Source organism: Martelella sp. HB161492, assembly GCF_013184775.1.
Taxonomy (GTDB): Bacteria; Pseudomonadota; Alphaproteobacteria; order Rhizobiales; family Rhizobiaceae; genus Martelella.
On the sequence record NZ_JAATVV010000002.1, the window covers coordinates 186,580 to 205,499 of the forward strand.

Genomic DNA, 18,920 nt, shown 5'->3' on the forward strand with positions numbered 1-18,920 from the left:
GGAGGGGGTGTTGCAGACCGGTCACATCGGCCGACCGGGCAAAATCCGGTCGAGTTCGTGAAGGAAACGCGGTGCGAGGTTTTCCTGAATGATCTCTGCCAGGGCCTGCATGTAGACATCGGGGTTGTTCGTGATCGCATGCGCCGGGTTCGGTCCGAACATCTCCCTGATTGGCGTTCTTTCCTTGCCAACCCTGCGGAAGACACCGGAATGCCCGCTTTCCATCTTTGCAATGAACATGCCCTTGTACGATCCGCGCGTCCTGACGCGAACGCCGCGCCGGGTCTGCCTTGCACCGAGCTTGAAGAGCGGTATCCATCCGGACTTCTCGACCAGCTCAATCGTGTTGCCGCCAGCGTTGAAGTAGGCAGTCGTCTGCTCACGAATGATACGCTGCGGCAGTTTGGTATGTTCGGCATTTCGCTTGACGACACGCGTTCGGGCCATCGTGGTCATGCGGCGCATGGCACGGGCCATGGCCTTTGTCTTGATCTCGCCCGGAAGCTTGGCGATTGCCCGCGACAGCGCTTCGATTTCCGACGCGTCGAAATGGACTTCAGCGACCATGAAAATCCCCTCTTCCCTATAACGCGAAAGGCGAACCGCTTTCGCGATCCGCCTTCCGGCCCGTTCTGTTCTCGGGCGTCCTCCCGGTTCCGCGCCGGGCCGCCTACTCACTCGCTCCAATATCGGTTCGGAATGTATCACCCCGATATCTTCACCGCTTGCTTTCGCTTGGAATTGCCAACGAAGGATGGATTTGAACCACCACACACAGTCGGCGACTAACCCGACTGCTTTGCAGTCTACTACGCCAGTCTAGCGCAGCGCCGCTATGTCTGCCGGGGTCACCGGCACGCTCTCCCATTGAGCTACTTCGCTGTTAACGCGCCCTTTCGAGCATGTGGTTGCGGGGGCAGGATTCGAACCTGCGGCCTTCAGGTTATGAGCCTGACGAGCTACCGGGCTGCTCCACCCCACGTTAAAAGTCTGGAAATCTCATAGCTTACGCACTGACCCTCACTCAGTGTGCGCCGATTGGCTGACCGTGAGGGCGGGGAGCGAAGGGCTTGCCGTGATCACCCCTCCGGGGTCAGCCGACCAGGTCGGCACGGTAGCGTATGGTACGACGCTTCATCCGCTGGAAAATAACTCACACCTTCTCAATGAAAGCAAGTGGAATTGGAATGTCGACCTTTCCGGCGAACATCGTGGCCTTGATCGACGCAACCATTTTTCGCTTGTTTACCGTCCGAACGAATGCCCGAATTCCAGCGAATGGCCCCTGTATGATCTCGACAAAGTCACCCGCAACGATCGAGCATGTTTCATGACCTAATTGTTCATCAATGTCCCGTAACACCATGAACCTACTGACCGTTTCTTCAGAAACGACATATGGCGCTTCAGCTGCAGTGTGAAGAACATCGATCACACCGCTGACCAGCTTCAGTCCTGCAAAGGAAGCTGCTCCGATGACACATTTCACCATCACATAGCCGGGCATGAGCGGTTTCATCCGGACGATCTTTTTATGGGTGAGACTGTGGATAACGGTTGTTTTCATCATCGGCATGAAGCTTTCAACGTCCGAATCGGCGAGAGACTGGACAACAGAAGCAGCTTTGCGACCATCCACCGACAGCACGATCCAGCGCGCCAGCTCCGGCTTGTCCTGCCAGTGACGGCGCGCGGCTGCATCGATGAAATGCGCTTCCATGCGCCGCATATGCGCAATCTTTTCGAGCTTCAGAAGCCCCGCACCGCTCACCTTGCCGTCAAACTGTCGCATCAGCATCCGCCTCTCCATCGTTGATGATTGACCGCGCTGCCCGCGCGAAATCGTCCAGATCATCCGGCCCGCCCGCCGGGAAATAGACCACGCTCATGCTTCCCGGATCCGGCACAAAGGCAAACCCGTTCTCCGCATGCCAGGCTTCCCACCGCGCCCACATGTCGGAATGCACCGGCACAGGCTCCATCAGCGGCTTGAGCGCCTGCAGCTCTGTCGGAACGGCGATTGACTGACGCCCGCGCGCATCCGCATCGAGCTTGTGGACGAGCGGATAGCCTTCAGTCGGTATCCGCCGCGCCCGTTCCTGCGCCTCGAAATCATCGGGGAAAATCAGCGTGCCATCAGCCCCGACAGACAGGTTTCGCTCTTGAAGGAATGCCAGCGCCTTTCGCTCGCCCATGCGCTTGGCGATCGCATAGCGACCCTGCATGGACCGGTGAATGTCATCCCCCAGTTCGACTTCGACAGGGCCATCGAGCAACGCCAGCATGCGCCGTGCCGCCCAGATCGGGCCGAATGGTGCCTGCCGTGCCGTCTCCACCGTGGTGGCCGCTTGCGATGATCGTTCAACCAGCCTTGGCGCCGATGCCATCACATCGAGGAACTTCTTTTCCCGAAGATAAACGCCGATCGCCACGGGCTTCGGCTCGCCCTTGTTCGGGCCACGTTCGACCTTTGGGCAGATCCTGAGATAGGGTTCCCGGCAGTCTTCTGCCTGCCGGCGCTCTTCCGCTGTCAGCGCCTTGAACTGTTTCAAGCCCCAACCACTGGACGAACTGAAAGCACCCGGCCACGGCTTCCAGCCGATCGCGGTGTCGCCCATCTCAAGCCGCTTGAACCGCTTTTCGAGCGCTTTCGGTGTTTCGTTCGGATCATCTTCAAAATCCTCGCGCGCACCCTCTCTCTCAGTTACTGGTTCATTTACTGGTTCCCTTACAGGGTTACTGTCCAAATTTTGGACACGGCCAGCCTCGTTTTTTGGACACGGCGAGGCCTCATTTTTGGACACGGTTTCCGCCCCTTCGCCGTGTCCAGAATTTGCACATGGTGAACGGGCAAAATCGGCTTCAAAAGCAAGACGATATCGCGTGCGCTCTTGCTGCCCGTTGCCACGCCGGCGAACCTCGCGCGCAATCAGTCCGCGCGCTTCCAGGTCAGCCAGATGATTGTTAAGCGATGACCGCGACATTTCGCAGTCTTCAGCAAGGGTGTCCTGTGAAGGGAAGCACCCGAAATCGCTGTTATAGCGGTCACACAGATACCAGAGCACGATTTTCGTGGCCGGTTTCAAGCCGCGCTGAAGGATCGCCCAGTTGGTCGCCTGATGGCTCATAGCGGCACGTCCCTCCTGTCGATAATCCGGCAGACTTCCTCTTCAGACAGGTCAACGACCGCAGCAATCCGATCAGTCGACATGTCGCCGCGCCGCCAAAGCTCAATCACACGCTGGCTGGCGCGGGCAGACCGTGCCGTTTCCTGCCGGTTCATGCCTTCATTCATCATGCCCGCCCCCGAAGAGCTCAGATTGCCGGGCATCTTTCCGATCGAGCATGCGAATAGCTGTTTCGCCGACCCATGCTTTGTCCCACACAAACCAACCGTGGTTTGTCGGCGGCGATCCCTGCCCTGTGAAATCAATCTTCCAGCGCATCAGATAAGCGCATGCGGGTGGATACTTTTCCCACAAGGTCGCCATGCCCGCAGCCCCCGGCCAGCTCCACGGCAACAGAAGCGCCATGTACTCAATCTCGAGCACTTCCAATGCGTGATAGATCCACCGCGCACGGCCATCACGCCAGTTGCATTCCTGAAAAGGTGGATTAGTGACGATCGCACGGCACAGCCGGTCATGCGGCGTAAAGTCGTAGAAATCGCGGATCACCGCATCGCAGCCACGGTCAACGAGATCTGACCGGAACACGTTTAGCCCGACCGTTTCCATTTCTCGCGCCATTGCCCCGTCACCGGCTGCCGGTTCCCATATCGTGGCAAAGTCTCGCAGCCGCCGTTGTTCAGCATGCAGAAATGCCCGCGTCGGTTCCGGTGGTGTCGGGTAGAAATCATCCTTTTCGCGGGCTCGGGCTTCCGTTTCGGCTATCTCGCCATCGATCAGGTCAAGGACTGGCTTGGCAGTCTTTCCCATGGCGCGGAACAATCCGCGTGCTGAAGTCGCGCTCATGCCGCCACCGCCATTTCACCGCGCGGGCGATAGGCAAGCTTCATGTGGGCCGTGCAATATGACCTTCCTTCAGCAACACACAGTCCGCAACAAGGCATATCCGGCCCGTTCGGCTCATCGATATCCGTCAGCGGAAAATGGCACTGGTCATGGTCGAGATCGCGGAACAGCACCGGCTCAGCACCATTGATCGCCCTGCCCTTATGGCAGCCGGTGCGATCCAGCTTCATCACGTCCGCGCCATTGTCCTGCGCATCGCTTCCGGCCTGCGCCTTCAGCAATTCAACGCGTGCATTCTTGCCACCGCGCGGCAGAAAGCGTTCGCGATGGCGTTCGGTGAAGCCGCAGACCTTCCCCCGCGAAATGCCGAGCTGATGCGCAATGGCGTTGATGGTCAGCCCATCATCCCAAAGCTTTGCCGCAGCTTCGACCAGCGCGGTCTGATCTTCCGGCGGGCGCAGCGGAAAGGCATCGCGGTTGCCATCCATGAAATTCGCCATCCGCGCATAGCCAACACCGAAATGCGCAGCCATGGCGCTGATGCTGGCGCCATCGGCCCACATGGCCCGCGCCTCATCCATCCGCGCCGTGGGCACAGCCGGTTCAATACCGGCATCGCCAATACCCATCCTGCTACGATTTCGGGATACGAGCCCGGCAATGGCGTTTTTCGGCACACCGAAAAATGCCCCGATTTCCGCCTGGCTTTTGCCGAGCCGGATCATCCCGCCGACCAGGTCGATTTTCTCATCAGTCCAGATCATCATGCCCCACCCCCTCAAAGTCGAAGCAGGACTGCATGCCAGCAGCGGCAAGATAGCTGTCAAATTCCATCTCGCCTTCACGCCACGATGCACCGCCGTCTTCCCGCAGCTTCCGTAGGCGGTTAATCATTTTCGGGTTCAGCCCACGCGCCTTGATTTCATGGCCAACTTGCGTCTTGAGCTCACGGATTTCCTTCCCTTCCTCATCCAACCGATCGAGCCGGTCACAAAACTCAAGGATTTCTTTGCCGATAAGGCTGTTTCCGGACTCGGATACAACGGTCGTTTTGGTCTTCTTGCTCTTCGCCGTCTTCGCCGCAGGTTTGCCATTCACGGCCATGGGGTTGAAATCATCAGCCATATCGCTGACCTCCCTTCACGGGCTTCATTCCCGGCCCGCCGTTCAAAAAGCTGGATTTCGGGCGCCAGTCGCGCGCCCCTTCGATCTGTTCGCGGATCGCATCGTCGGTGAGATCGCAGACCATCAGCCTGTCACCCGGCCAGTCGCTGCCCTTGCAGGTGTTACAGGCAGTCACACCGCCGCCACTGATGATTTTGCAGGGCGCATTCATGGCTGATCATCCGCCACAACCCGCAGCTTTGCCGCGCCGCCGCCATTGGCCTTGATGGCCGCGAGACTGCGATGCACTTCCGAAATGGCCGCTTCCAGTTTCGCCAGCGGGCGTTCGCAGGTTGTCGCCTCAGTCGGCGTCACATTCCCGTCAGCAATCGAATTGCCGAAGGCATTCCCGAACTCGCCCCAATGGCGCATCATTTCAGAGACGGAACGCAGCAGCCCGGCTTCCGCCGCCCGCTCTTCATCCGGGTCCGTCAGCCGCCGGCCATTGGCTTCGGCCAGAACGGCCGTCACCAGCGCCACACCGGCATCCTCTTCAAGCGCTACAATCGCGTTGACCGGCATCAGCTCGGCATCGGTCGGGCTGTTCCACCGCCCCACCTGCGATTTTGAAAAGTTGGTGATTTCCACCGCCCGCATAATACCGCCGCATCGGGTGATCAGATCCCGCTGGGCGGCCTTGATCCGGTGATGAAAGGCATCAGAAACAGCCATTATTGCCTCCGCAAAGCGTAAAAAAATTCCCGCGCCGGGAAAAACCGGCGGCGTTTCCCGATGTGGGAAGGCGCTCAAGCGCTTAAGTTCCAGGTCAGTTCAACGGGGTAACGCGCCCCGCTTTCGCAGCTACGGAGGGTAAAGTGATCGTGGTGACCAGAGCAGTGTGTCAGGCAGAACGCGCGTTACCCGCGACAAAGGAAAAGCGCCGCGCCGGGCTGACGGGAGGAGGAACCAGCCGCGGCGCGGCCCTGCCGGTCCGCAAGGTTGAAGCGGCAGGAAGAGAACAAGAGAAATGGCGCGCCGGATGGCTCCCGATGCGGACAGGAAATCCCGTCCCAGCCACATCACCATCCGGCGATTGCTCAAGCCGAAGCGGGAGATACGCCCCGGCGAGCGAAGACGTGAAAAGCAAACGGGCACAGACAGCCGCCCCCGCACAAAACCTTCAAAGCACGCTGCGGTCGGCGAAACCCTGTGGGCGAGAAAACGAACCGTATGAACAATTTGATAGAAACCGCATGCAACCATTGCTATCGTTAGCTCATGCAACTGAGCTTCGAAACAATTGCCCTGTCCGTTACCGCCATATGCTCGGCCATTGCCGCAACTGGGACAATCTGGCAGGCAATCACCACACACCGAAGCGCCCAAAGGCAAAGGCCCTCTTTGCTGGCCGATTTCCGCCCATTCGACGGACACCCAGGCTGGGTGCATGTCAGAATATGGAAATCTGGCGAAAAGCAGCTTCCCTTTTCGCTTGCCTCTGCAAGGCTCATGAAGCCGAGGGGATCTCAGGGCTTGCGGCTTTCCGCCACTCAGGGCGAACCGCAATCTGTAAACCACCACATTCCCGCCATCGCTCCATCGCTGAAACAGGCGCAGCGCGGCGACACCCCGCTCGAACCGGTCTCCTATGCTTTCGGATACGAGGAGCTTTTCAGGTTCGAATCCCTGTTTTACCATCAGGCATTCAGGAACTCTCTGCCCCCCCTGCTGGATATCTGCGTGACTTGGCAGTGGGCCGATCAGCCGCGCCACAACCGCAAGATTTCGGTCACCGCGAGACAAAGCAAAATGAACGACTGAAGACCCGCCATCCATTTCAGAAAAGTGAGTTGCTCGGCGAGTACCGGCAGCGTAGTTGCCACGTCCATGGAATTGATCCTCATAATCTTCGTGTGAAAAGCTAACGGGCGCGCCGGCCCAGCGTGAAACCGGCGCACCCGCTGTCTGCCTGCGCAACGTCCCTGTATACGCAGGCGGAAGAGAAAAAAGGCGGCGCGCACGACGCAAGACAGGCTGCGCGCGCCGCCAGTTGGCTGACCCGGCTCGATAGGCCAGCGTGGGGAAGAACAAACCCGCCATCACTGCACCGCCCCTTCAGGCTGCAGCAGCACCGGGCGCGGCACATCATCCGGCCAGGGCGCATCTTCGGGCCAGTTCTCTGAGAACCACGTCACGACACGGTCATAGGTCGCGACGGTGAACGAGGTGTGCCCATCTCGAACGCGGCGGAAGAACCTGCCATCGCCAACAGTAAGGCGACCAGTCGTGCTTTCTGCGCGTCCGGTTTCGGCCGTGTAGCGCCCGACGAGCGCCAGCATGTGAGATCGAAGCAAAGTTTCCATGCTTCAAATTTGTAATTGTATTTTTCCCACTTAGCAATGGGAAATCTAGAACTCGGGAAAAAGTGGGAAATGACCTACAATCTTGATATGGATTTGAAAGATATCGTCACGACCCGCCTGGCCGAACTTGGACTGGGCCCCGTTGAGGCCGCTAACCGTAGCGGCCTTAAGACTAATTTTATTGCCGATATCATTTCCGGACGCAAAAGCAGCATCCAGTCACGCAACCTCGCCAAGCTCGCCGAAGCGCTCCACCTCGATCCGTCTGCCCTTGCTGATAGCCGTATTGTCCGCACGGACACAGCCCCGCCCGCTCAAGCCCCCGCCGCCGCGCTTCCATCGACAGAAGCACGCACCGTTCATATAGCTGGCACCGTTGCCGCGTCCTACACGCAAGGCACATCGTTTGAACCCGGAAAGCGGCTTGGATACCTGCCTTCACCGCCAGCGATGGCGCATATTTCCGGGATCTATGCGCTTTACGTTGATGGCCGCAGCATGGAGCCGCAGTTCTTTCCGGGCGACCTGATATTCGTTCACTCTATGCGCCAGCCCCGTTTTGGCGATTGCGCCGTCGTCGTCACAGATCACGGACAAGGACCACAGAGGACGCTCGGCATATTCAAATCCGAGGCAGCAGAAACTATCACCCTGTTCAAACGTGTGAGCGACAGCGACCCCGGAAAGGGCGCAGACATCACAATCCCCAAACAGTTCGTCACAGCAAAGCACAAGGTCCTCACCGTAAACGAGATGTTCGGCGGCTGAAATGCTTGCCCGCGAGCACAATCAGAAATAGGCTGATTCAGCACTTCTGACGTCGGGGGATATCATGTATCGCAAATTTGCTGCCGCCCTTGCCTGTTCCGCTATGTTGGCCGTGCCGGCACATGCCGACTTCAGACTGATGCGGTGGAGCACATCCATCCAGGAAGATCCGTTTGACGGCAAAGGCCGGTTGACGGCAGCCTATTTTGACAGCCTCAAAAGCGGTGTCATGTTCATTTGCCAAAAGGGCAGCGACGAAATCAGCCTGCGGGTTGCCTTCCCTTTCGATAGCGACCAGCTGGGCACCGCATACGACGGCGCCAAGGTTCGCATCAAAATCGACAATTTTGACGAGATCACGGCAACCGCAACTGCCGTCACTCTCCAAAACGGCAATGCTGGTATTGATGCCCCCATCTATGGATATGAAGCATGGCAAGCCCTTGAAAATCTTCGCGATGGCATCAAGTCGCTCTACCTCAAAATCGGCGATGCGGATACTGTTTCAATCCCGCTGACGGGCTCCACTGCCGCTGCAAAACAGGCCATTCCATTCTGCCTCACTGATGCCTCAAAGCAGAAGCCAGCCATCGACTGGAGCAAGGAAGCAGCCTCAAGCACCGATGGTGATGCAGCGCCTCCGATCGACGAAACCAAAAGAGCAAACGCCTTGCACAACATCGCTTCTATTCAGGCCATTGCTTCACTTTGCCCGTCGAGAAGGCCCAACGATGTGCTCATTTCCGCCGTCGCATCGATGTGGAAAATCGACCTTTCCGAAGGCAGCCAGGACCAGCAGACCATTGCCAATGATGAACGCGATCAGATCGCCTCTGTTCAGGACTCCCTCAACAAGGCAGGTACCGATGATGTGGCACTAGCCGCATGCACATTGGCTGATCTCTTCTATGGCAAAGACGGAACCCAATTGAAGAATATGGTTGTTCCATCCCCTTAACGCCCGCCCACTGAACGCCATGAAAAGCAGACGAGCCGCGATAAACAACTGATTCGTCTTCTATATTAAGCTTTCTCAACCCATAAGATATTGGCCCAACCTCTGCGCCAATTTGTAGCTGCGCGACGGTGCTATTGTATATTTCCCACTTTCCAATTGACACATGGGATAAATACAACTTATCTTCCCCTCATCAGCTCACGTTCCCCCGCGTGGCCTGATGTCCCCAACAGCCCGCCGCCGCGACCCTCACCCCCAGGCAAGAGGCGGCGGCGGGCGAACAACCGGGAAGGATGGAAGATGAATGTTTTCAAGTTTGCGATCGGCCAGCGTGTGATGCTGTCCATGTCCAAGGAAAAGGGCGAGGTCATCGGTCGCGCTGAATATCTCGAGCGGGACCCGCTCTATTATGTCCGGTATGTCGCCGGCGATGGCCGCCAGGTTGAAGAATGGATTTCCGGCAATGCCATTGTCGCCGATGATGATGGCAACAAGGCTGCGGCAGCGGCATAGGCCCCGGCATCCGCTGCGGTGTCCGGCCCCTTTGTGGACCGGCATCCGCAACGGAACCGGGAGGCGAAAGCCATGGACATTGCCAATATTTCCCCGCCGCGCCGGCGGTTCTCCGGCACCATCAGAATTGAAGCGAACAGCCGCGAAGCGCTCTGCAGCCTTCTGCTCGAGATCGCAAACGGCCTCCACCGCAAGGAAGGCTTTCCCCTTCAGGCTGTCATCGATCAGCCGGATTGTTCGGCTGGACTCGATATCTCGGATGATCCGCGCCTGAACGCATGGATCTACAGCCGCCACCTTGAGGCCTACCACGCCGCCATCGCCGCAGCGGGAGGCCTGGCATGACCCCCCTTCCAGAACTCGCCATTTCGATCCGTCAACCATGGACGCACTGCATCATGGAGCTTGGCAAGGATATCGAAAACCGGAACTGGAAGACAAACTTCCGTGGCCGGATCTGCATTCATGCCGCGCTCGGCATGACACGCGACGAACATGCCGACTGTCTCGCAACCGTCGCTGCAATCAACCGTCTCTTCCCCGACAGGGTGATGACCGTCCCGACACGGGCAAACCTGCAGCGCGGCGGCATCATCGGCACGGTCGAGATTGTCGATTGCGTTTCGGATTCTGATAGCCCGTGGTTTTTCGGGAAGTATGGCTTTGTCCTTCGCGATCCGCAGCCAGTTCCGTTCATCCCCGCCCGGGGCGCGCTCGGCCTGTTCAAGTGGCAGCCGCTGGAAGGCGGTGTGGCATGAGCACCACCGTCAACCGCCACCTTTCAGACCCGCATTTCAACCGCATAGACCACGCTCTTGGCCGCCCGGTTGATCCGCTGGCTGAAACATATCGAAGCCACTATGCCATTCAGGAAGTCGACCAGCGCTTTACAGAGCTGGCGTCATCGCCCCACTGGGAACGCGGCCAGACCGTCAATGGCCTGACGTTCTTTTACGTCACAGAGTCTGGCCGAAAAGCACTGGCCGAACACCTTCTGTCAATCAAGGACCGGAACAGGCTTTTCGTCGTCACATGGCGCGGCATGCCGGCCGAGTACGCGACCACGACAGGGCGAAAGGCAAAAGCAGCCGCTTGGCGCGATGCCCGCGACGCTTTTCCATCTTTGAAGTTTGGCGAATTCGTGAGGGAAGCAACGGTTGAGGTCGCGCCATGACCCACCGTCACCCCCTCACCCTTGCCGATTGCCGCTTTCTGCGCCGCGCATCGCACGCCCTGCTTTGGCCGCTGGCGGCATTCGCGCTCTCCCTCACCATCCACCAGCTTTTCGTGATGGAAGCAGCCCTTGCGGCTGCCAGTGGGGTTTGAACCATGGCCGCGATGCTGCTGCAGATCCTCGCCGCTGTCACCGTTTTCGTCGCACTCGCCGGCGGCTGCTTTGTCTATGCCGCCATTCGGCAGAAGGACCACCTTCATGAACCCCGTTGAAGCCCTGTTCGCTGCCGCAGCAGCTCACCCGCTCATCGCCATTCTGGCAACCGGCTTCAGCTATTGGGGCCTGCGCCTGATGCTGCGCGGCTTTCGCCAGGGCGGTGACGAACTCAATTCAAACAGGCGGCGGGAGGACTGAGCCCATGAAAATGATGGACTCGCTCTTTGAAGGCTTTGTTTCGCAGCGCTCCACCCGCATGGCCGGTTTCGGCGGCAACGGCCCGCTGATCATCGACAGCTTTGCCGGTGGCGGCGGAGCTTCCACGGGCATCGAGATGGCGCTTGGCCGCTCGCCGGATATCGCCATCAACCACAATCCGGTTGCCCTTGCCATGCATGAGGCAAACCACCCGGATACGCTGCATCTGTCAGAGAACATCTATAAGGTCGACCCACTCGACTATGTCGCCGGGCAGCATATCGGCCTGGCGTGGTTCTCACCGGATTGCAAGCACTTCTCCAAGGCCAAGGGCGGCAAGCCGGTTGAACGCAATATCCGCGACCTCGCCCACATCATTCCGGCATGGGTCGAGCGGATCCAGAAGTCCGGCGGCCGGATCGATGTGATCGTGATGGAGAACGTCGAAGAGTTTTCGACCTGGGGCCCGCTCATCAAGACTGAAAAGGGCGACGTTCCGGACCCGGACCGCAAGGGCGAGACATTCCAGAAATGGTGCAAGACGCTGCGACGGCTCGGCGGAAAGCTGGAAACGCGCGAGCTTCGGGCCTGCGACTATGGTGCGCCGACGATCCGCAAGCGCCTGTTCGTCATCATCCGCTTTGATGGCAGGCCCATCGTCTGGCCGCAACCGACCCACGGCGCACCGGATGATGCCGATGTCTATTTCGGCCACAGGAAACCATGGCGCACCGCAGCCGAAATCATCGATTGGTCGCTGCCCTGCCCTTCGATCTTCGACACGGCCGAAGAGATCATGGATAAGCACGGCCTCCGCGCAGTCCGCCCGCTCGCAGACAACACGGAAGCCCGCATTGCCAGAGGCATGCAGCGCTATGTGATCGAAGCGGAAACACCGTTCATGGTCAACCTCACCCATGGCGGTCGCGTGGAAAGCGCGGGCGAGCCCTTCAAGACGCTGACAGCAGCGCACCGCGGCGAAAAGGCTGCCATCGTTCCATCGGTCATGCGTTTCAATACCGGCGCGACCGGCAGCGCGATTGATGAACCATTGCCCACCATCACCGCGAACAGCTTCATCAAGCGCCCGGGCGGTGCTGCGCCGCTTGGCATCATGTCAGCATTCGTGTCCCGCCAGTTTGGCAAGTCCATCGGCCATGGGCTTGATGCTCCTGCCGCCACCGTGACGGCTGGCGTCAATAAGTCGGCACTGATCACCCCCGTCGTCACCTTTGCCCAGCATGGCGGCGCAGTGCGCCCGGCCGATGCACCGTTTCATACCATCACCGCCAGCAAGAAAGATCAGAACGCAGTCATTTCACCGCTGCTTATGAGCCTGAAGGGCGAGACACGCCGGGCAAGCACCGTATGCGCGCCGCACCCGACCATCTGCGCCGAGGGCAATCATTCCTCGCTCATCACCCCGACCCTCATTCAGACGGGCTATGGCGAACGTCAGGGGCAAGCCCCGCGTTCGCTCGATTTCGCTGCATTCGTTGCCCAGCACAATAACGACAGCCGGCGCATTGGTGGCGTCAATCCGGGACGCAGCATGGCACTACCGCTTTCAACAGTCACAGCCAGCGGCTCGCAGCAGGGTACCGTTGCCGCCTATTGTGCCAAATATTTCGGCACTGGCGACGGTGCCCGCTACAGCGAACCATGCCACACGGTCACAACGAAAGACCGCTTCGGACATATTCAGGCGGCATTGGACGTTCCGCCCTTCACCGAAGCACAGGCCGAGCGTGCCCGGCAGGTTGCCGCCTTTCTGCGCAAATATGGCTTCTGGGATGAACGCGAATTCGTCACGTTGGAAATCAACGGCAACACCTATGTCATTGTCGATATAGGCATGCGCATGCTCACCCCGCGCGAGCTGTTCCGCGCCCAGGGCTTTCCCGAAGACTACCAGATTGACCGCGCTCCGGACGGAACGCTGTTCACCAAATCCGCGCAGGTTTCCGCTGTCGGCAATTCCGTCTCGCCGCCAGTGGCCGCCGCAATCATCGGCGCGAACTGCGGCCACCTGATCGCTGAACTGTTTGGTCTGGAGGCGGCTGCATGAACCAGCCACAAGCCACCCCGTCGCAGAGGATTGCCCAATTTCGCGCCCAGCTGAACGCGATCAGCGGTGAAACGGAAGTGTTTACCGATGCGGATGGCATGCGGCTGCAGACGCGCATCATGGACGAGCTTGAAGATATCCTGATCGTTCCGGCATCCAGCCCGATCGATGATCAGCAATTTTATCTCAGTGCCCCGAAGATCGTTCGTTATCTGCTGGACCTTGTCGACAAGATGGCCGACCGGATCAAGGCGCTTAAGGCCGAGATCCGCGCACTGCGCCAGCAGCAGGAAGACGCTGGCGGTAAACCGGCAAAGGACTATGCCGCCGAATGCGCGATGAAATGCGCAGAGCCGCCCTTCCAGCGCTACCTCATTGAGCGCCGTGGCATGCCCTACCCGACCGACAAGAACAAGGCGATGACCCGCGTGAAGTTCATTCTGGCGATTGCAAGCCTGAAGCTCTTGAACACGGACCCCGACGCCGCCGCCCGCTGGCGCGAACTGGTCAAAGATTTTCAAAGGTGGATGCGATCATGAAACAGCGCGAAGGCCTTTCACTAACCCGCGAGAACGGAAGAGTCCGAATAAAACTTCACGGCTTTCCGATCACATTCCATGGCGGAAGTTATTCGGAAGCATTGATGCGTGCCGGTGTGTTTCTCGACAAATCAGCAGCCGAGACAGACAGGATCATGGAGAAACTCGATGTGCAGAGATGATAATCATTTCTACATCGTCGACATGCGCCCTGATTTCCTTGGCGGGCGCTATCTGACCTTCTGGAGGCCGAACAACTCAAACTATGCCTATCCGCTCTCATGGGCCGGGAAATACACCGCCGGGCAGATCGAGGATGGATTGCTCTACTATACCGTCTCAAACGGCCGGTCACTGATCCGCTTTGCGGTGCCATGCCACATTGCCGATGCGCTGGCCGAACCACCAGAGCCAGGCACGATCGATGGTGATGCCAGTCCGGTTGTCAGCAACACCCGAAGGAACCGCCGAAAGCTTCGCGAAGCGGCATTTATTCCCGTCGGATGGAGGAAACACGGATGACCCGCCTTTCACTTATTCCAAATGGTGTCTGGCCGGCCGTGCTTCGCGACGAACTTGCGGCCGGCTATGTCGGTGAGAAATCAGTTGACACATTTCTGTCGCGCGTCGGAACAATATGACCTCAGCCCTATATCGACGAAGGACGCGGCAAGGGAAGGTTTCGGGCGTGGCGCAAGAGCGATCTGGACAAGGTGATAGACCCGACAAGCGGGGGCGTCGGCGCAGACCCGGAGGCACATTGATGGTTCCGATGAAGATGCCGCGCTACACTTTTTTCAGAGAGCGGAAATCAGGACTTTCGTTTTTCTGGGCCTGTCCATCAGCCTTCAAGAAGCAGGGTGCACCATTTGGGTGCGTCTCGCTGGGCCACGACCTGACCCAAAGGGAACTTTCCGAATCAGCCGGGATCTGGAATGCCCGCCTTGATGCCTGGCGCGAGGAACGCAATCCGCTTGCCCGCCCCGCGCTTGATCGCTATGCCACCGTTGAATGGCTGGTCAACAGCTACCTGCGGCATGACAGCTTTCTTCAGCATGTGTCCGAATATTCGCGGCCGGACTATCGCCGCATCCTCGACCGCCTGTGTGACACCGAAATCAAGTCAGCAGCCACGGGCAAGCCGGTGCGCGTCGGAGACATGAAGCTGAATACGCTCGCCGTCTCGACTGCCGAGAAGATCTATGCGCAGTTCGTTGAGACAGGCGCCGCCCGAACATCTGAAAAGCTGGTGACCTATGCAAAGGCATGCTGGAAACGCATGTGGCCGCATCATCCGGATCTGTTTCGAAAAGACACACCCAATCCATGGGAGGGCGTAACGCTGCGCCGGCGGCAAAAGAAGGTGAAAGCGCATGTGACGCGGCAGCAGGTCTATGCCTTCACCGCCGGCGCGATCGCGCAGGATCGCCCGGAACTCGCCGCAGCGGCCGTTCTGGCATTTGAATTTCTCATGCGCCCGTCATCGATCGGCGCCGGATTTGCCGCATGGAGTGGCTACAGGAGCGAAAGCGCGCCCGATAAGCTGGTCATCGGCCATCGTAAAACGGGACAGCGGGCCGAGCATCCGCTCGAATATCTCGACGAGAATGGTCAACCGGTCCTGCTCTATCCGGATGCAGAAGCCGTGCTTGCCACCACACCGCGCCGTGGCATGGCAATTGTCTGCCAGCGCAACGGAACTCTGTTCGGCGATGGCACACGCCTTTCGCAGGATGTGCGGGCTATTGCTGACAAGATCGGCATGCCTGGCTTCACTCTTGATGCCGCCCGCCACGGCGGCATGACCGAGCTGGAAGAGCGCGGACTGACCGAGGGTGAAGGCCGGGCGCTGTCAAAGCACAAGACGGGAACTGCCTATCGCGGCTACGCCAAAGAGACGGAAGCACGCATGCTTTCGGCCACAAAAAAGCGCATGGAAATATTCGAAAACTCGAAAAAAGCGTTAAAAAACAAAGGCTGAAAAATCGCAAAATCACCGCAAAAATGCGATGTTTTTCGAACATTCATTGATTTTATTGGATTATGTGTGGCTTTGCAGTCCTCTGCGTAACCACTCCGCCACGAGGCCCCTACTTCGGCAAAACCGAAGCGTTGGCGCGGATTTAGACAGATTCTTATCCGAGCGCAAGGGGGTTATGGAATGGTAAGGCGTTTTTCTTCGCCAGGCCGTTCCTGCGGCGATCCTGTCCTGTGGATCGTCCCTGCCGCAAAGCCGCCAGACGATCATGAGAATGCCTTAAGGCGCATCGGCTTCCGCCGATCTCACAACAGGCAGGACCATCACAACAGCGTGATCGCGCAGCTATCCTTAATCAATTTCCGATAGGAGCTTCCGCGACCGGTTGGGCTTTTGTAAACTGCTTCCGGACTGATCAATGAAACCCGCAAAAATCACATGTGGCAATCCCGATAAATGACACTGACAATCCTGATCGCCGTTGCTGCCGGTATCTTTATCGTTATCGGATTAAGTGAACCGCTTGCAGCAAGGCTTAAGCTTCCATTTTCGGTGATCCTGGCAGCCATGGGTATCGCCATCGGCGTCGGCGCGGCCTTTTTCTGGCAGACGGACCTGACGAATGCGCTCAACCCGCTGGCGCTCGTGATTCTCAATCTGCCGATCCGTGCAAGCTTCTTCCTGAACGTCTTTCTGCCGCTGCTGGTGTTTCAGGTTGCGCTCAATATCGATATCCGGCGCATGCTCGACGACTGGGTTCCGATCCTGGTTCTGGCCGTTCTGGCTGTTGCAGTGGCCATGCTTGCCATCGGATTCACGCTCTATCCGGTGGCAGGCTTGCCGCTGGCCGGCTGCCTTCTGGTTGGCGCCATCGTCTCGACCACCGACCCGTCCGCGGTGGTCTCGATCTTCCGTGCCACGCCGTCGCCGCAGCGTCTTGCCCGCATTGTCGAGGGTGAGAGCCTCTTGAATGATGCCGCGGCGATCGCGTTCTTCTCGCTCTTCCTCGGCTTTGTCATGACCAATGCCGACAATCCGAAGATCTCATCCGCCCTGCTGACCTTCCCCTGGATCGTTGGTGCGGGCAGTGTGATCGGCATTGCTGCCGGGCGGCTTGCCGTCGAAATCATGGCACGGATGCCGGATTTCCCGCGTGGTCAGATCGCCGTGTCGCTGGCCATTCCGCCGCTCACCTATCTTCTGGCCGAGGAGGCCTCGGCGTCGGGCGTAATCGCCGTGGTCGCAACGGGGCTGACGATCAACCTGCATATGACCGCACGCTTCACGCCGGCGATGAACGTGCTTTTGCGCGAAAGCTGGGATCTCATCGCCCATATGGCCGGCTCGCTCATTTTTCTGCTCGCCGCGATCCTGATACCGAAACTGCTGTCGCAATTCGTGCCCTATGACCTGTTTCTGGTCGGTCTTGTGGTTGTTGCAGCCCTCGTCGCCCGCGCGGTCATCCTGTTCGGCGTTCTGCCGGTGCTGACATTCCTGAAGCTGTCGCCGAAAATCGAGGCGCCCTATTGCGTCGCCATTCTGTGGGGCGGCCTGCGCGGCGCCGTCACGCTGGCGCTGGCGCTGGCTGTGACCGAAAACCGCTTCGTTCCGCCGGAGATCAAGCATCAGGTTGGCATTCTTGCCACCGGCTTCACGCTCTTCACCCTGATCGTCCAGGGTACGACGCTCAGATGGGCGATCGCCAAGCTCAGGCTTGATCAGCTGAGCCCTCTGGATATCGCGCTGGGCAAGCAGGTGATCGCCGTGGCGCTGCAAAGCGTGCGCGAGCAGGTTTCGGAGACGACCCGCGACTATGCCCTGACCCGTGACATTGTCCGCGACGAGGCCAAACGCTTTGCCGAACGCGTCGACGATGCCGTGGAACAGACCGGCGCCAGCGAACAGCTGCAGGATCGCGACCGCGTGACGCTCGGGCTTCTGGCCCTTGCCGCCCATGAACGCGACACGGTGCTGGAGGAATATCGCAAGCAGGTGATCTCGCCCGATCTGGCCGAACGCCTCGTCATCGCAGCCGATCGCATCATTGAAGCAACCCGCACCGGCGGCCGCGCCAGCTATCGGGAAGCCGGGCGGCGCGCCTATGGCACCGGCCGGTTCTACCGCTTCGCCACATTCGCCCATAATTATTTCGGCATTCGCCGGCTGCTTGCGCGCCGGATCGAAGACAGGTTCGAGATCCTGGTCTCCTACAGCATGATCCTGCCGCGTCTTGAGGAATTTCTCGACGAGCGGATCCGCCGCATCCATGGGCGCCGGGTTGCCGATCTGCTGCACGACCTCCTGAACCGACGTCTGGAGGAAGTGCGTCAGGAACTTGAACAGCTGCGGCTGCAATTTCCGGGCTATGCAGAGGATCTCGAGCGCCGCCTGATCCGCCGCACGACGCTGCAGCTTGAAGAGCGTGAATATGACGCGCTGACCGAAGACGGGCTGATCGGCCCCGAGCTGCGTGCCACGCTGGGCACCGGTGTCGACAAACGCCGTGCCGAACTCAACAACCGGCCGATGCTGAACCTGAAGCAGCAGAAGAAGGACCAGATCAACAGCTTCCCGGCCTTTGCCGATTTTGACGAGCGCGAGTTGAAACTGTTGCGCCGGCGGATTCGGATCGCCTATGCCGCGCCCGGCCAGCATATTCTTCAGCGCGAGAGCTCTTCGCGCGAGGTCTGGTTCATCGCCTCCGGCACGGTCAATGTCCTGACCGACGGCGTGAAAATCAGACTGTCGCGCGGTGACATGTTCGGCCAGTTCGCGGTCCTGGCGCGGCGACGCAAGCCGATCCAGGTCTCCGCGGTCGCGGACTGTATCCTGCTTGCCCTCGACGAGCACAGTTTCCGCAAATTGCTGATAAGGCCCGGCGCCTTCAGAAGCGCCGTGATCGCAAGCGCGAAAAAGCGCGGCGTGACCTTTGAGGAAGAGCTGTTCGACCTGCCCGCAGCCGAGCTGACGGCCCAAGTCCGGGCCAGTCTGGTTCAGGCCGGCTCACTCAGGGTCAAACTGCAACGGATGAACCGGAAGGCCGGCTGAGCCGATCGCCGGCCTGGCC

The 18,920-nt window shown here is 59.1% G+C and carries 26 protein-coding genes and 2 tRNA genes; 16 read left to right on the plus strand and 12 right to left on the minus strand.

The window, feature by feature from the left end:
• Positions 1-21: 21 nt before the first annotated feature.
• The 11 genes from HCK86_RS03680 to HCK86_RS03730 all read right to left on the minus strand — a co-directional run bounded on the left by HCK86_RS03680 (position 22) and on the right by HCK86_RS03730 (position 5,810).
• Positions 22-567, minus strand: coding sequence for a phage tail protein (locus HCK86_RS03680; RefSeq protein ID WP_176083134.1), 546 nt, complete (start codon positions 565-567; stop codon positions 22-24).
• Between the two features lie 178 nt (positions 568-745).
• Positions 746-882: transfer RNA gene (locus tag HCK86_RS03685), tRNA-Val, on the minus strand.
• Positions 883-905: 23 nt separating this feature from the next.
• Positions 906-982: transfer RNA gene (locus HCK86_RS03690), tRNA-Met, on the minus strand.
• Positions 983-1,153: 171 nt separating this feature from the next.
• Positions 1,154-1,798, minus strand: coding sequence for a transcription termination/antitermination NusG family protein (locus HCK86_RS03695; RefSeq protein ID WP_176083135.1), 645 nt, complete (start codon positions 1,796-1,798; stop codon positions 1,154-1,156).
• Positions 1,779-2,618: a hypothetical protein gene (locus HCK86_RS24025; protein WP_246739445.1), complete on the minus strand. Its 840-nt coding sequence runs from the start codon at positions 2,616-2,618 to the stop codon at positions 1,779-1,781. The genes HCK86_RS03695 and HCK86_RS24025 overlap by 20 nt, the downstream gene beginning before the upstream one ends.
• 506 nt (positions 2,619-3,124) lie before the next feature.
• Positions 3,125-3,298 carry a hypothetical protein gene (locus tag HCK86_RS03705; RefSeq protein ID WP_176083137.1) on the minus strand — a complete coding sequence of 58 codons (174 nt, stop codon included), beginning with the start codon at positions 3,296-3,298 and terminating at the stop codon, positions 3,125-3,127.
• The gene (locus HCK86_RS03710) at positions 3,288-3,974 is read right to left on the minus strand and encodes a hypothetical protein (RefSeq protein ID WP_176083138.1); all 687 of its coding nucleotides are present in this window, start codon (positions 3,972-3,974) and stop codon (positions 3,288-3,290) included. The genes HCK86_RS03705 and HCK86_RS03710 overlap by 11 nt, the downstream gene beginning before the upstream one ends.
• A complete protein-coding gene (locus HCK86_RS03715) occupies positions 3,971-4,741 on the minus strand; it encodes a GcrA family cell cycle regulator (protein WP_176083139.1) in 771 nt (256 codons plus the stop codon). Before HCK86_RS03715 ends, HCK86_RS03710 begins: the two co-directional genes overlap by 4 nt.
• The gene (locus HCK86_RS03720) at positions 4,725-5,099 is read right to left on the minus strand and encodes a GapR family DNA-binding domain-containing protein (RefSeq protein ID WP_176083140.1); all 375 of its coding nucleotides are present in this window, start codon (positions 5,097-5,099) and stop codon (positions 4,725-4,727) included. The genes HCK86_RS03715 and HCK86_RS03720 overlap by 17 nt, the downstream gene beginning before the upstream one ends.
• Positions 5,092-5,310 carry a hypothetical protein gene (locus tag HCK86_RS03725; protein WP_176083141.1) on the minus strand — a complete coding sequence of 73 codons (219 nt, stop codon included), beginning with the start codon at positions 5,308-5,310 and terminating at the stop codon, positions 5,092-5,094. Before HCK86_RS03725 ends, HCK86_RS03720 begins: the two co-directional genes overlap by 8 nt.
• Positions 5,307-5,810 carry a hypothetical protein gene (locus HCK86_RS03730; protein ID WP_176083142.1) on the minus strand — a complete coding sequence of 168 codons (504 nt, stop codon included), beginning with the start codon at positions 5,808-5,810 and terminating at the stop codon, positions 5,307-5,309. Before HCK86_RS03730 ends, HCK86_RS03725 begins: the two co-directional genes overlap by 4 nt.
• 546 nt (positions 5,811-6,356) lie before the next feature.
• On the opposite strand from HCK86_RS03730, the gene HCK86_RS03735 reads away from it, so the two are divergent.
• Positions 6,357-6,899: a hypothetical protein gene (locus tag HCK86_RS03735; RefSeq protein WP_176083143.1), complete on the plus strand. Its 543-nt coding sequence runs from the start codon at positions 6,357-6,359 to the stop codon at positions 6,897-6,899.
• A 278-nt stretch (positions 6,900-7,177) separates the two neighbouring features.
• Here the strand turns inward: HCK86_RS03735 and HCK86_RS03740 are convergent, their stop codons facing one another.
• Positions 7,178-7,441 (minus strand): hypothetical protein, encoded by a 264-nt coding sequence (locus HCK86_RS03740; RefSeq protein ID WP_176083144.1) that lies wholly within the window; start codon positions 7,439-7,441, stop codon positions 7,178-7,180.
• A 69-nt stretch (positions 7,442-7,510) separates the two neighbouring features.
• Between HCK86_RS03740 and HCK86_RS03745 the strand changes: the two genes are divergently transcribed.
• From HCK86_RS03745 to HCK86_RS03810, 15 genes are all read left to right on the plus strand, one after another.
• Positions 7,511-8,209: a S24 family peptidase gene (locus HCK86_RS03745; RefSeq protein ID WP_176083145.1), complete on the plus strand. Its 699-nt coding sequence runs from the start codon at positions 7,511-7,513 to the stop codon at positions 8,207-8,209.
• A 64-nt stretch (positions 8,210-8,273) separates the two neighbouring features.
• Positions 8,274-9,167, plus strand: coding sequence for a hypothetical protein (locus HCK86_RS03750; RefSeq protein ID WP_176083146.1), 894 nt, complete (start codon positions 8,274-8,276; stop codon positions 9,165-9,167).
• Positions 9,168-9,467: 300 nt separating this feature from the next.
• Complete coding sequence (locus HCK86_RS03755) at positions 9,468-9,680, plus strand: hypothetical protein (RefSeq protein WP_176083147.1); 213 nt, start codon at positions 9,468-9,470, stop codon at positions 9,678-9,680.
• 72 nt (positions 9,681-9,752) lie between these two features.
• Entirely contained in the window at positions 9,753-10,025 is a 273-nt protein-coding gene (locus tag HCK86_RS03760; protein ID WP_176083148.1) for a hypothetical protein, read from the plus strand.
• A complete protein-coding gene (locus HCK86_RS03765; protein WP_176083149.1) occupies positions 10,022-10,438 on the plus strand; it encodes an ASCH domain-containing protein in 417 nt (138 codons plus the stop codon). Before HCK86_RS03760 ends, HCK86_RS03765 begins: the two co-directional genes overlap by 4 nt.
• Complete coding sequence (locus tag HCK86_RS03770) at positions 10,435-10,854, plus strand: hypothetical protein (RefSeq protein WP_176083150.1); 420 nt, start codon at positions 10,435-10,437, stop codon at positions 10,852-10,854. Before HCK86_RS03765 ends, HCK86_RS03770 begins: the two co-directional genes overlap by 4 nt.
• Positions 10,851-11,006 (plus strand): hypothetical protein, encoded by a 156-nt coding sequence (locus HCK86_RS03775; RefSeq protein ID WP_176083151.1) that lies wholly within the window; start codon positions 10,851-10,853, stop codon positions 11,004-11,006. The genes HCK86_RS03770 and HCK86_RS03775 overlap by 4 nt, the downstream gene beginning before the upstream one ends.
• A 106-nt stretch (positions 11,007-11,112) precedes the next feature.
• A complete protein-coding gene (locus tag HCK86_RS03780; RefSeq protein WP_176083152.1) occupies positions 11,113-11,268 on the plus strand; it encodes a hypothetical protein in 156 nt (51 codons plus the stop codon).
• Between the two features lie 58 nt (positions 11,269-11,326).
• Complete coding sequence (locus HCK86_RS03785) at positions 11,327-13,336, plus strand: DNA cytosine methyltransferase (RefSeq protein WP_210259823.1); 2,010 nt, start codon at positions 11,327-11,329, stop codon at positions 13,334-13,336.
• Positions 13,333-13,875, plus strand: a complete 543-nt coding sequence (locus HCK86_RS03790) for a hypothetical protein (RefSeq protein ID WP_176083153.1) — start codon at positions 13,333-13,335, stop codon at positions 13,873-13,875. The genes HCK86_RS03785 and HCK86_RS03790 overlap by 4 nt, the downstream gene beginning before the upstream one ends.
• Positions 13,872-14,057 carry a hypothetical protein gene (locus HCK86_RS03795; RefSeq protein ID WP_176083154.1) on the plus strand — a complete coding sequence of 62 codons (186 nt, stop codon included), beginning with the start codon at positions 13,872-13,874 and terminating at the stop codon, positions 14,055-14,057. The genes HCK86_RS03790 and HCK86_RS03795 overlap by 4 nt, the downstream gene beginning before the upstream one ends.
• Entirely contained in the window at positions 14,044-14,397 is a 354-nt protein-coding gene (locus HCK86_RS03800) for a hypothetical protein (RefSeq protein WP_176083155.1), read from the plus strand. The genes HCK86_RS03795 and HCK86_RS03800 overlap by 14 nt, the downstream gene beginning before the upstream one ends.
• Complete coding sequence (locus tag HCK86_RS24180; protein WP_281409581.1) at positions 14,394-14,516, plus strand: hypothetical protein; 123 nt, start codon at positions 14,394-14,396, stop codon at positions 14,514-14,516. Before HCK86_RS03800 ends, HCK86_RS24180 begins: the two co-directional genes overlap by 4 nt.
• Before the next feature lie 122 nt (positions 14,517-14,638).
• Positions 14,639-15,856 carry a hypothetical protein gene (locus HCK86_RS03805; RefSeq protein WP_176083156.1) on the plus strand — a complete coding sequence of 406 codons (1,218 nt, stop codon included), beginning with the start codon at positions 14,639-14,641 and terminating at the stop codon, positions 15,854-15,856.
• Between the two features lie 453 nt (positions 15,857-16,309).
• Positions 16,310-18,901 (plus strand): cation:proton antiporter, encoded by a 2,592-nt coding sequence (locus HCK86_RS03810; protein ID WP_176083157.1) that lies wholly within the window; start codon positions 16,310-16,312, stop codon positions 18,899-18,901.
• Positions 18,902-18,920: the final 19 nt, after the last annotated feature.

Bases quoted from the DNA above. Each gene is read 5' to 3' on its own strand.
- HCK86_RS03680 (WP_176083134.1), bottom strand. From the start codon at position 567: ATGGTCGCTGAAGTCCATTTCGACGCGTCGGAAATCGAAGCGCTGTCG.
- HCK86_RS03695 (WP_176083135.1), bottom strand. From the start codon at position 1,798: ATGCTGATGCGACAGTTTGACGGCAAGGTGAGCGGTGCGGGGCTTCTG.
- HCK86_RS24025 (WP_246739445.1), bottom strand. From the start codon at position 2,618: ATGGGCGACACCGCGATCGGCTGGAAGCCGTGGCCGGGTGCTTTCAGT.
- HCK86_RS03705 (WP_176083137.1), bottom strand. From the start codon at position 3,298: ATGATGAATGAAGGCATGAACCGGCAGGAAACGGCACGGTCTGCCCGC.
- HCK86_RS03710 (WP_176083138.1), bottom strand. From the start codon at position 3,974: ATGAGCGCGACTTCAGCACGCGGATTGTTCCGCGCCATGGGAAAGACT.
- HCK86_RS03715 (WP_176083139.1), bottom strand. From the start codon at position 4,741: ATGATGATCTGGACTGATGAGAAAATCGACCTGGTCGGCGGGATGATC.
- HCK86_RS03720 (WP_176083140.1), bottom strand. From the start codon at position 5,099: ATGGCTGATGATTTCAACCCCATGGCCGTGAATGGCAAACCTGCGGCG.
- HCK86_RS03725 (WP_176083141.1), bottom strand. From the start codon at position 5,310: ATGAATGCGCCCTGCAAAATCATCAGTGGCGGCGGTGTGACTGCCTGT.
- HCK86_RS03730 (WP_176083142.1), bottom strand. From the start codon at position 5,810: ATGGCTGTTTCTGATGCCTTTCATCACCGGATCAAGGCCGCCCAGCGG.
- HCK86_RS03735 (WP_176083143.1), top strand. From the start codon at position 6,357: ATGCAACTGAGCTTCGAAACAATTGCCCTGTCCGTTACCGCCATATGC.
- HCK86_RS03740 (WP_176083144.1), bottom strand. From the start codon at position 7,441: ATGGAAACTTTGCTTCGATCTCACATGCTGGCGCTCGTCGGGCGCTAC.
- HCK86_RS03745 (WP_176083145.1), top strand. From the start codon at position 7,511: ATGACCTACAATCTTGATATGGATTTGAAAGATATCGTCACGACCCGC.
- HCK86_RS03750 (WP_176083146.1), top strand. From the start codon at position 8,274: ATGTATCGCAAATTTGCTGCCGCCCTTGCCTGTTCCGCTATGTTGGCC.
- HCK86_RS03755 (WP_176083147.1), top strand. From the start codon at position 9,468: ATGAATGTTTTCAAGTTTGCGATCGGCCAGCGTGTGATGCTGTCCATG.
- HCK86_RS03760 (WP_176083148.1), top strand. From the start codon at position 9,753: ATGGACATTGCCAATATTTCCCCGCCGCGCCGGCGGTTCTCCGGCACC.
- HCK86_RS03765 (WP_176083149.1), top strand. From the start codon at position 10,022: ATGACCCCCCTTCCAGAACTCGCCATTTCGATCCGTCAACCATGGACG.
- HCK86_RS03770 (WP_176083150.1), top strand. From the start codon at position 10,435: ATGAGCACCACCGTCAACCGCCACCTTTCAGACCCGCATTTCAACCGC.
- HCK86_RS03775 (WP_176083151.1), top strand. From the start codon at position 10,851: ATGACCCACCGTCACCCCCTCACCCTTGCCGATTGCCGCTTTCTGCGC.
- HCK86_RS03780 (WP_176083152.1), top strand. From the start codon at position 11,113: ATGAACCCCGTTGAAGCCCTGTTCGCTGCCGCAGCAGCTCACCCGCTC.
- HCK86_RS03785 (WP_210259823.1), top strand. From the start codon at position 11,327: ATGGCCGGTTTCGGCGGCAACGGCCCGCTGATCATCGACAGCTTTGCC.
- HCK86_RS03790 (WP_176083153.1), top strand. From the start codon at position 13,333: ATGAACCAGCCACAAGCCACCCCGTCGCAGAGGATTGCCCAATTTCGC.
- HCK86_RS03795 (WP_176083154.1), top strand. From the start codon at position 13,872: ATGAAACAGCGCGAAGGCCTTTCACTAACCCGCGAGAACGGAAGAGTC.
- HCK86_RS03800 (WP_176083155.1), top strand. From the start codon at position 14,044: ATGTGCAGAGATGATAATCATTTCTACATCGTCGACATGCGCCCTGAT.
- HCK86_RS24180 (WP_281409581.1), top strand. From the start codon at position 14,394: ATGACCCGCCTTTCACTTATTCCAAATGGTGTCTGGCCGGCCGTGCTT.
- HCK86_RS03805 (WP_176083156.1), top strand. From the start codon at position 14,639: ATGGTTCCGATGAAGATGCCGCGCTACACTTTTTTCAGAGAGCGGAAA.
- HCK86_RS03810 (WP_176083157.1), top strand. From the start codon at position 16,310: ATGACACTGACAATCCTGATCGCCGTTGCTGCCGGTATCTTTATCGTT.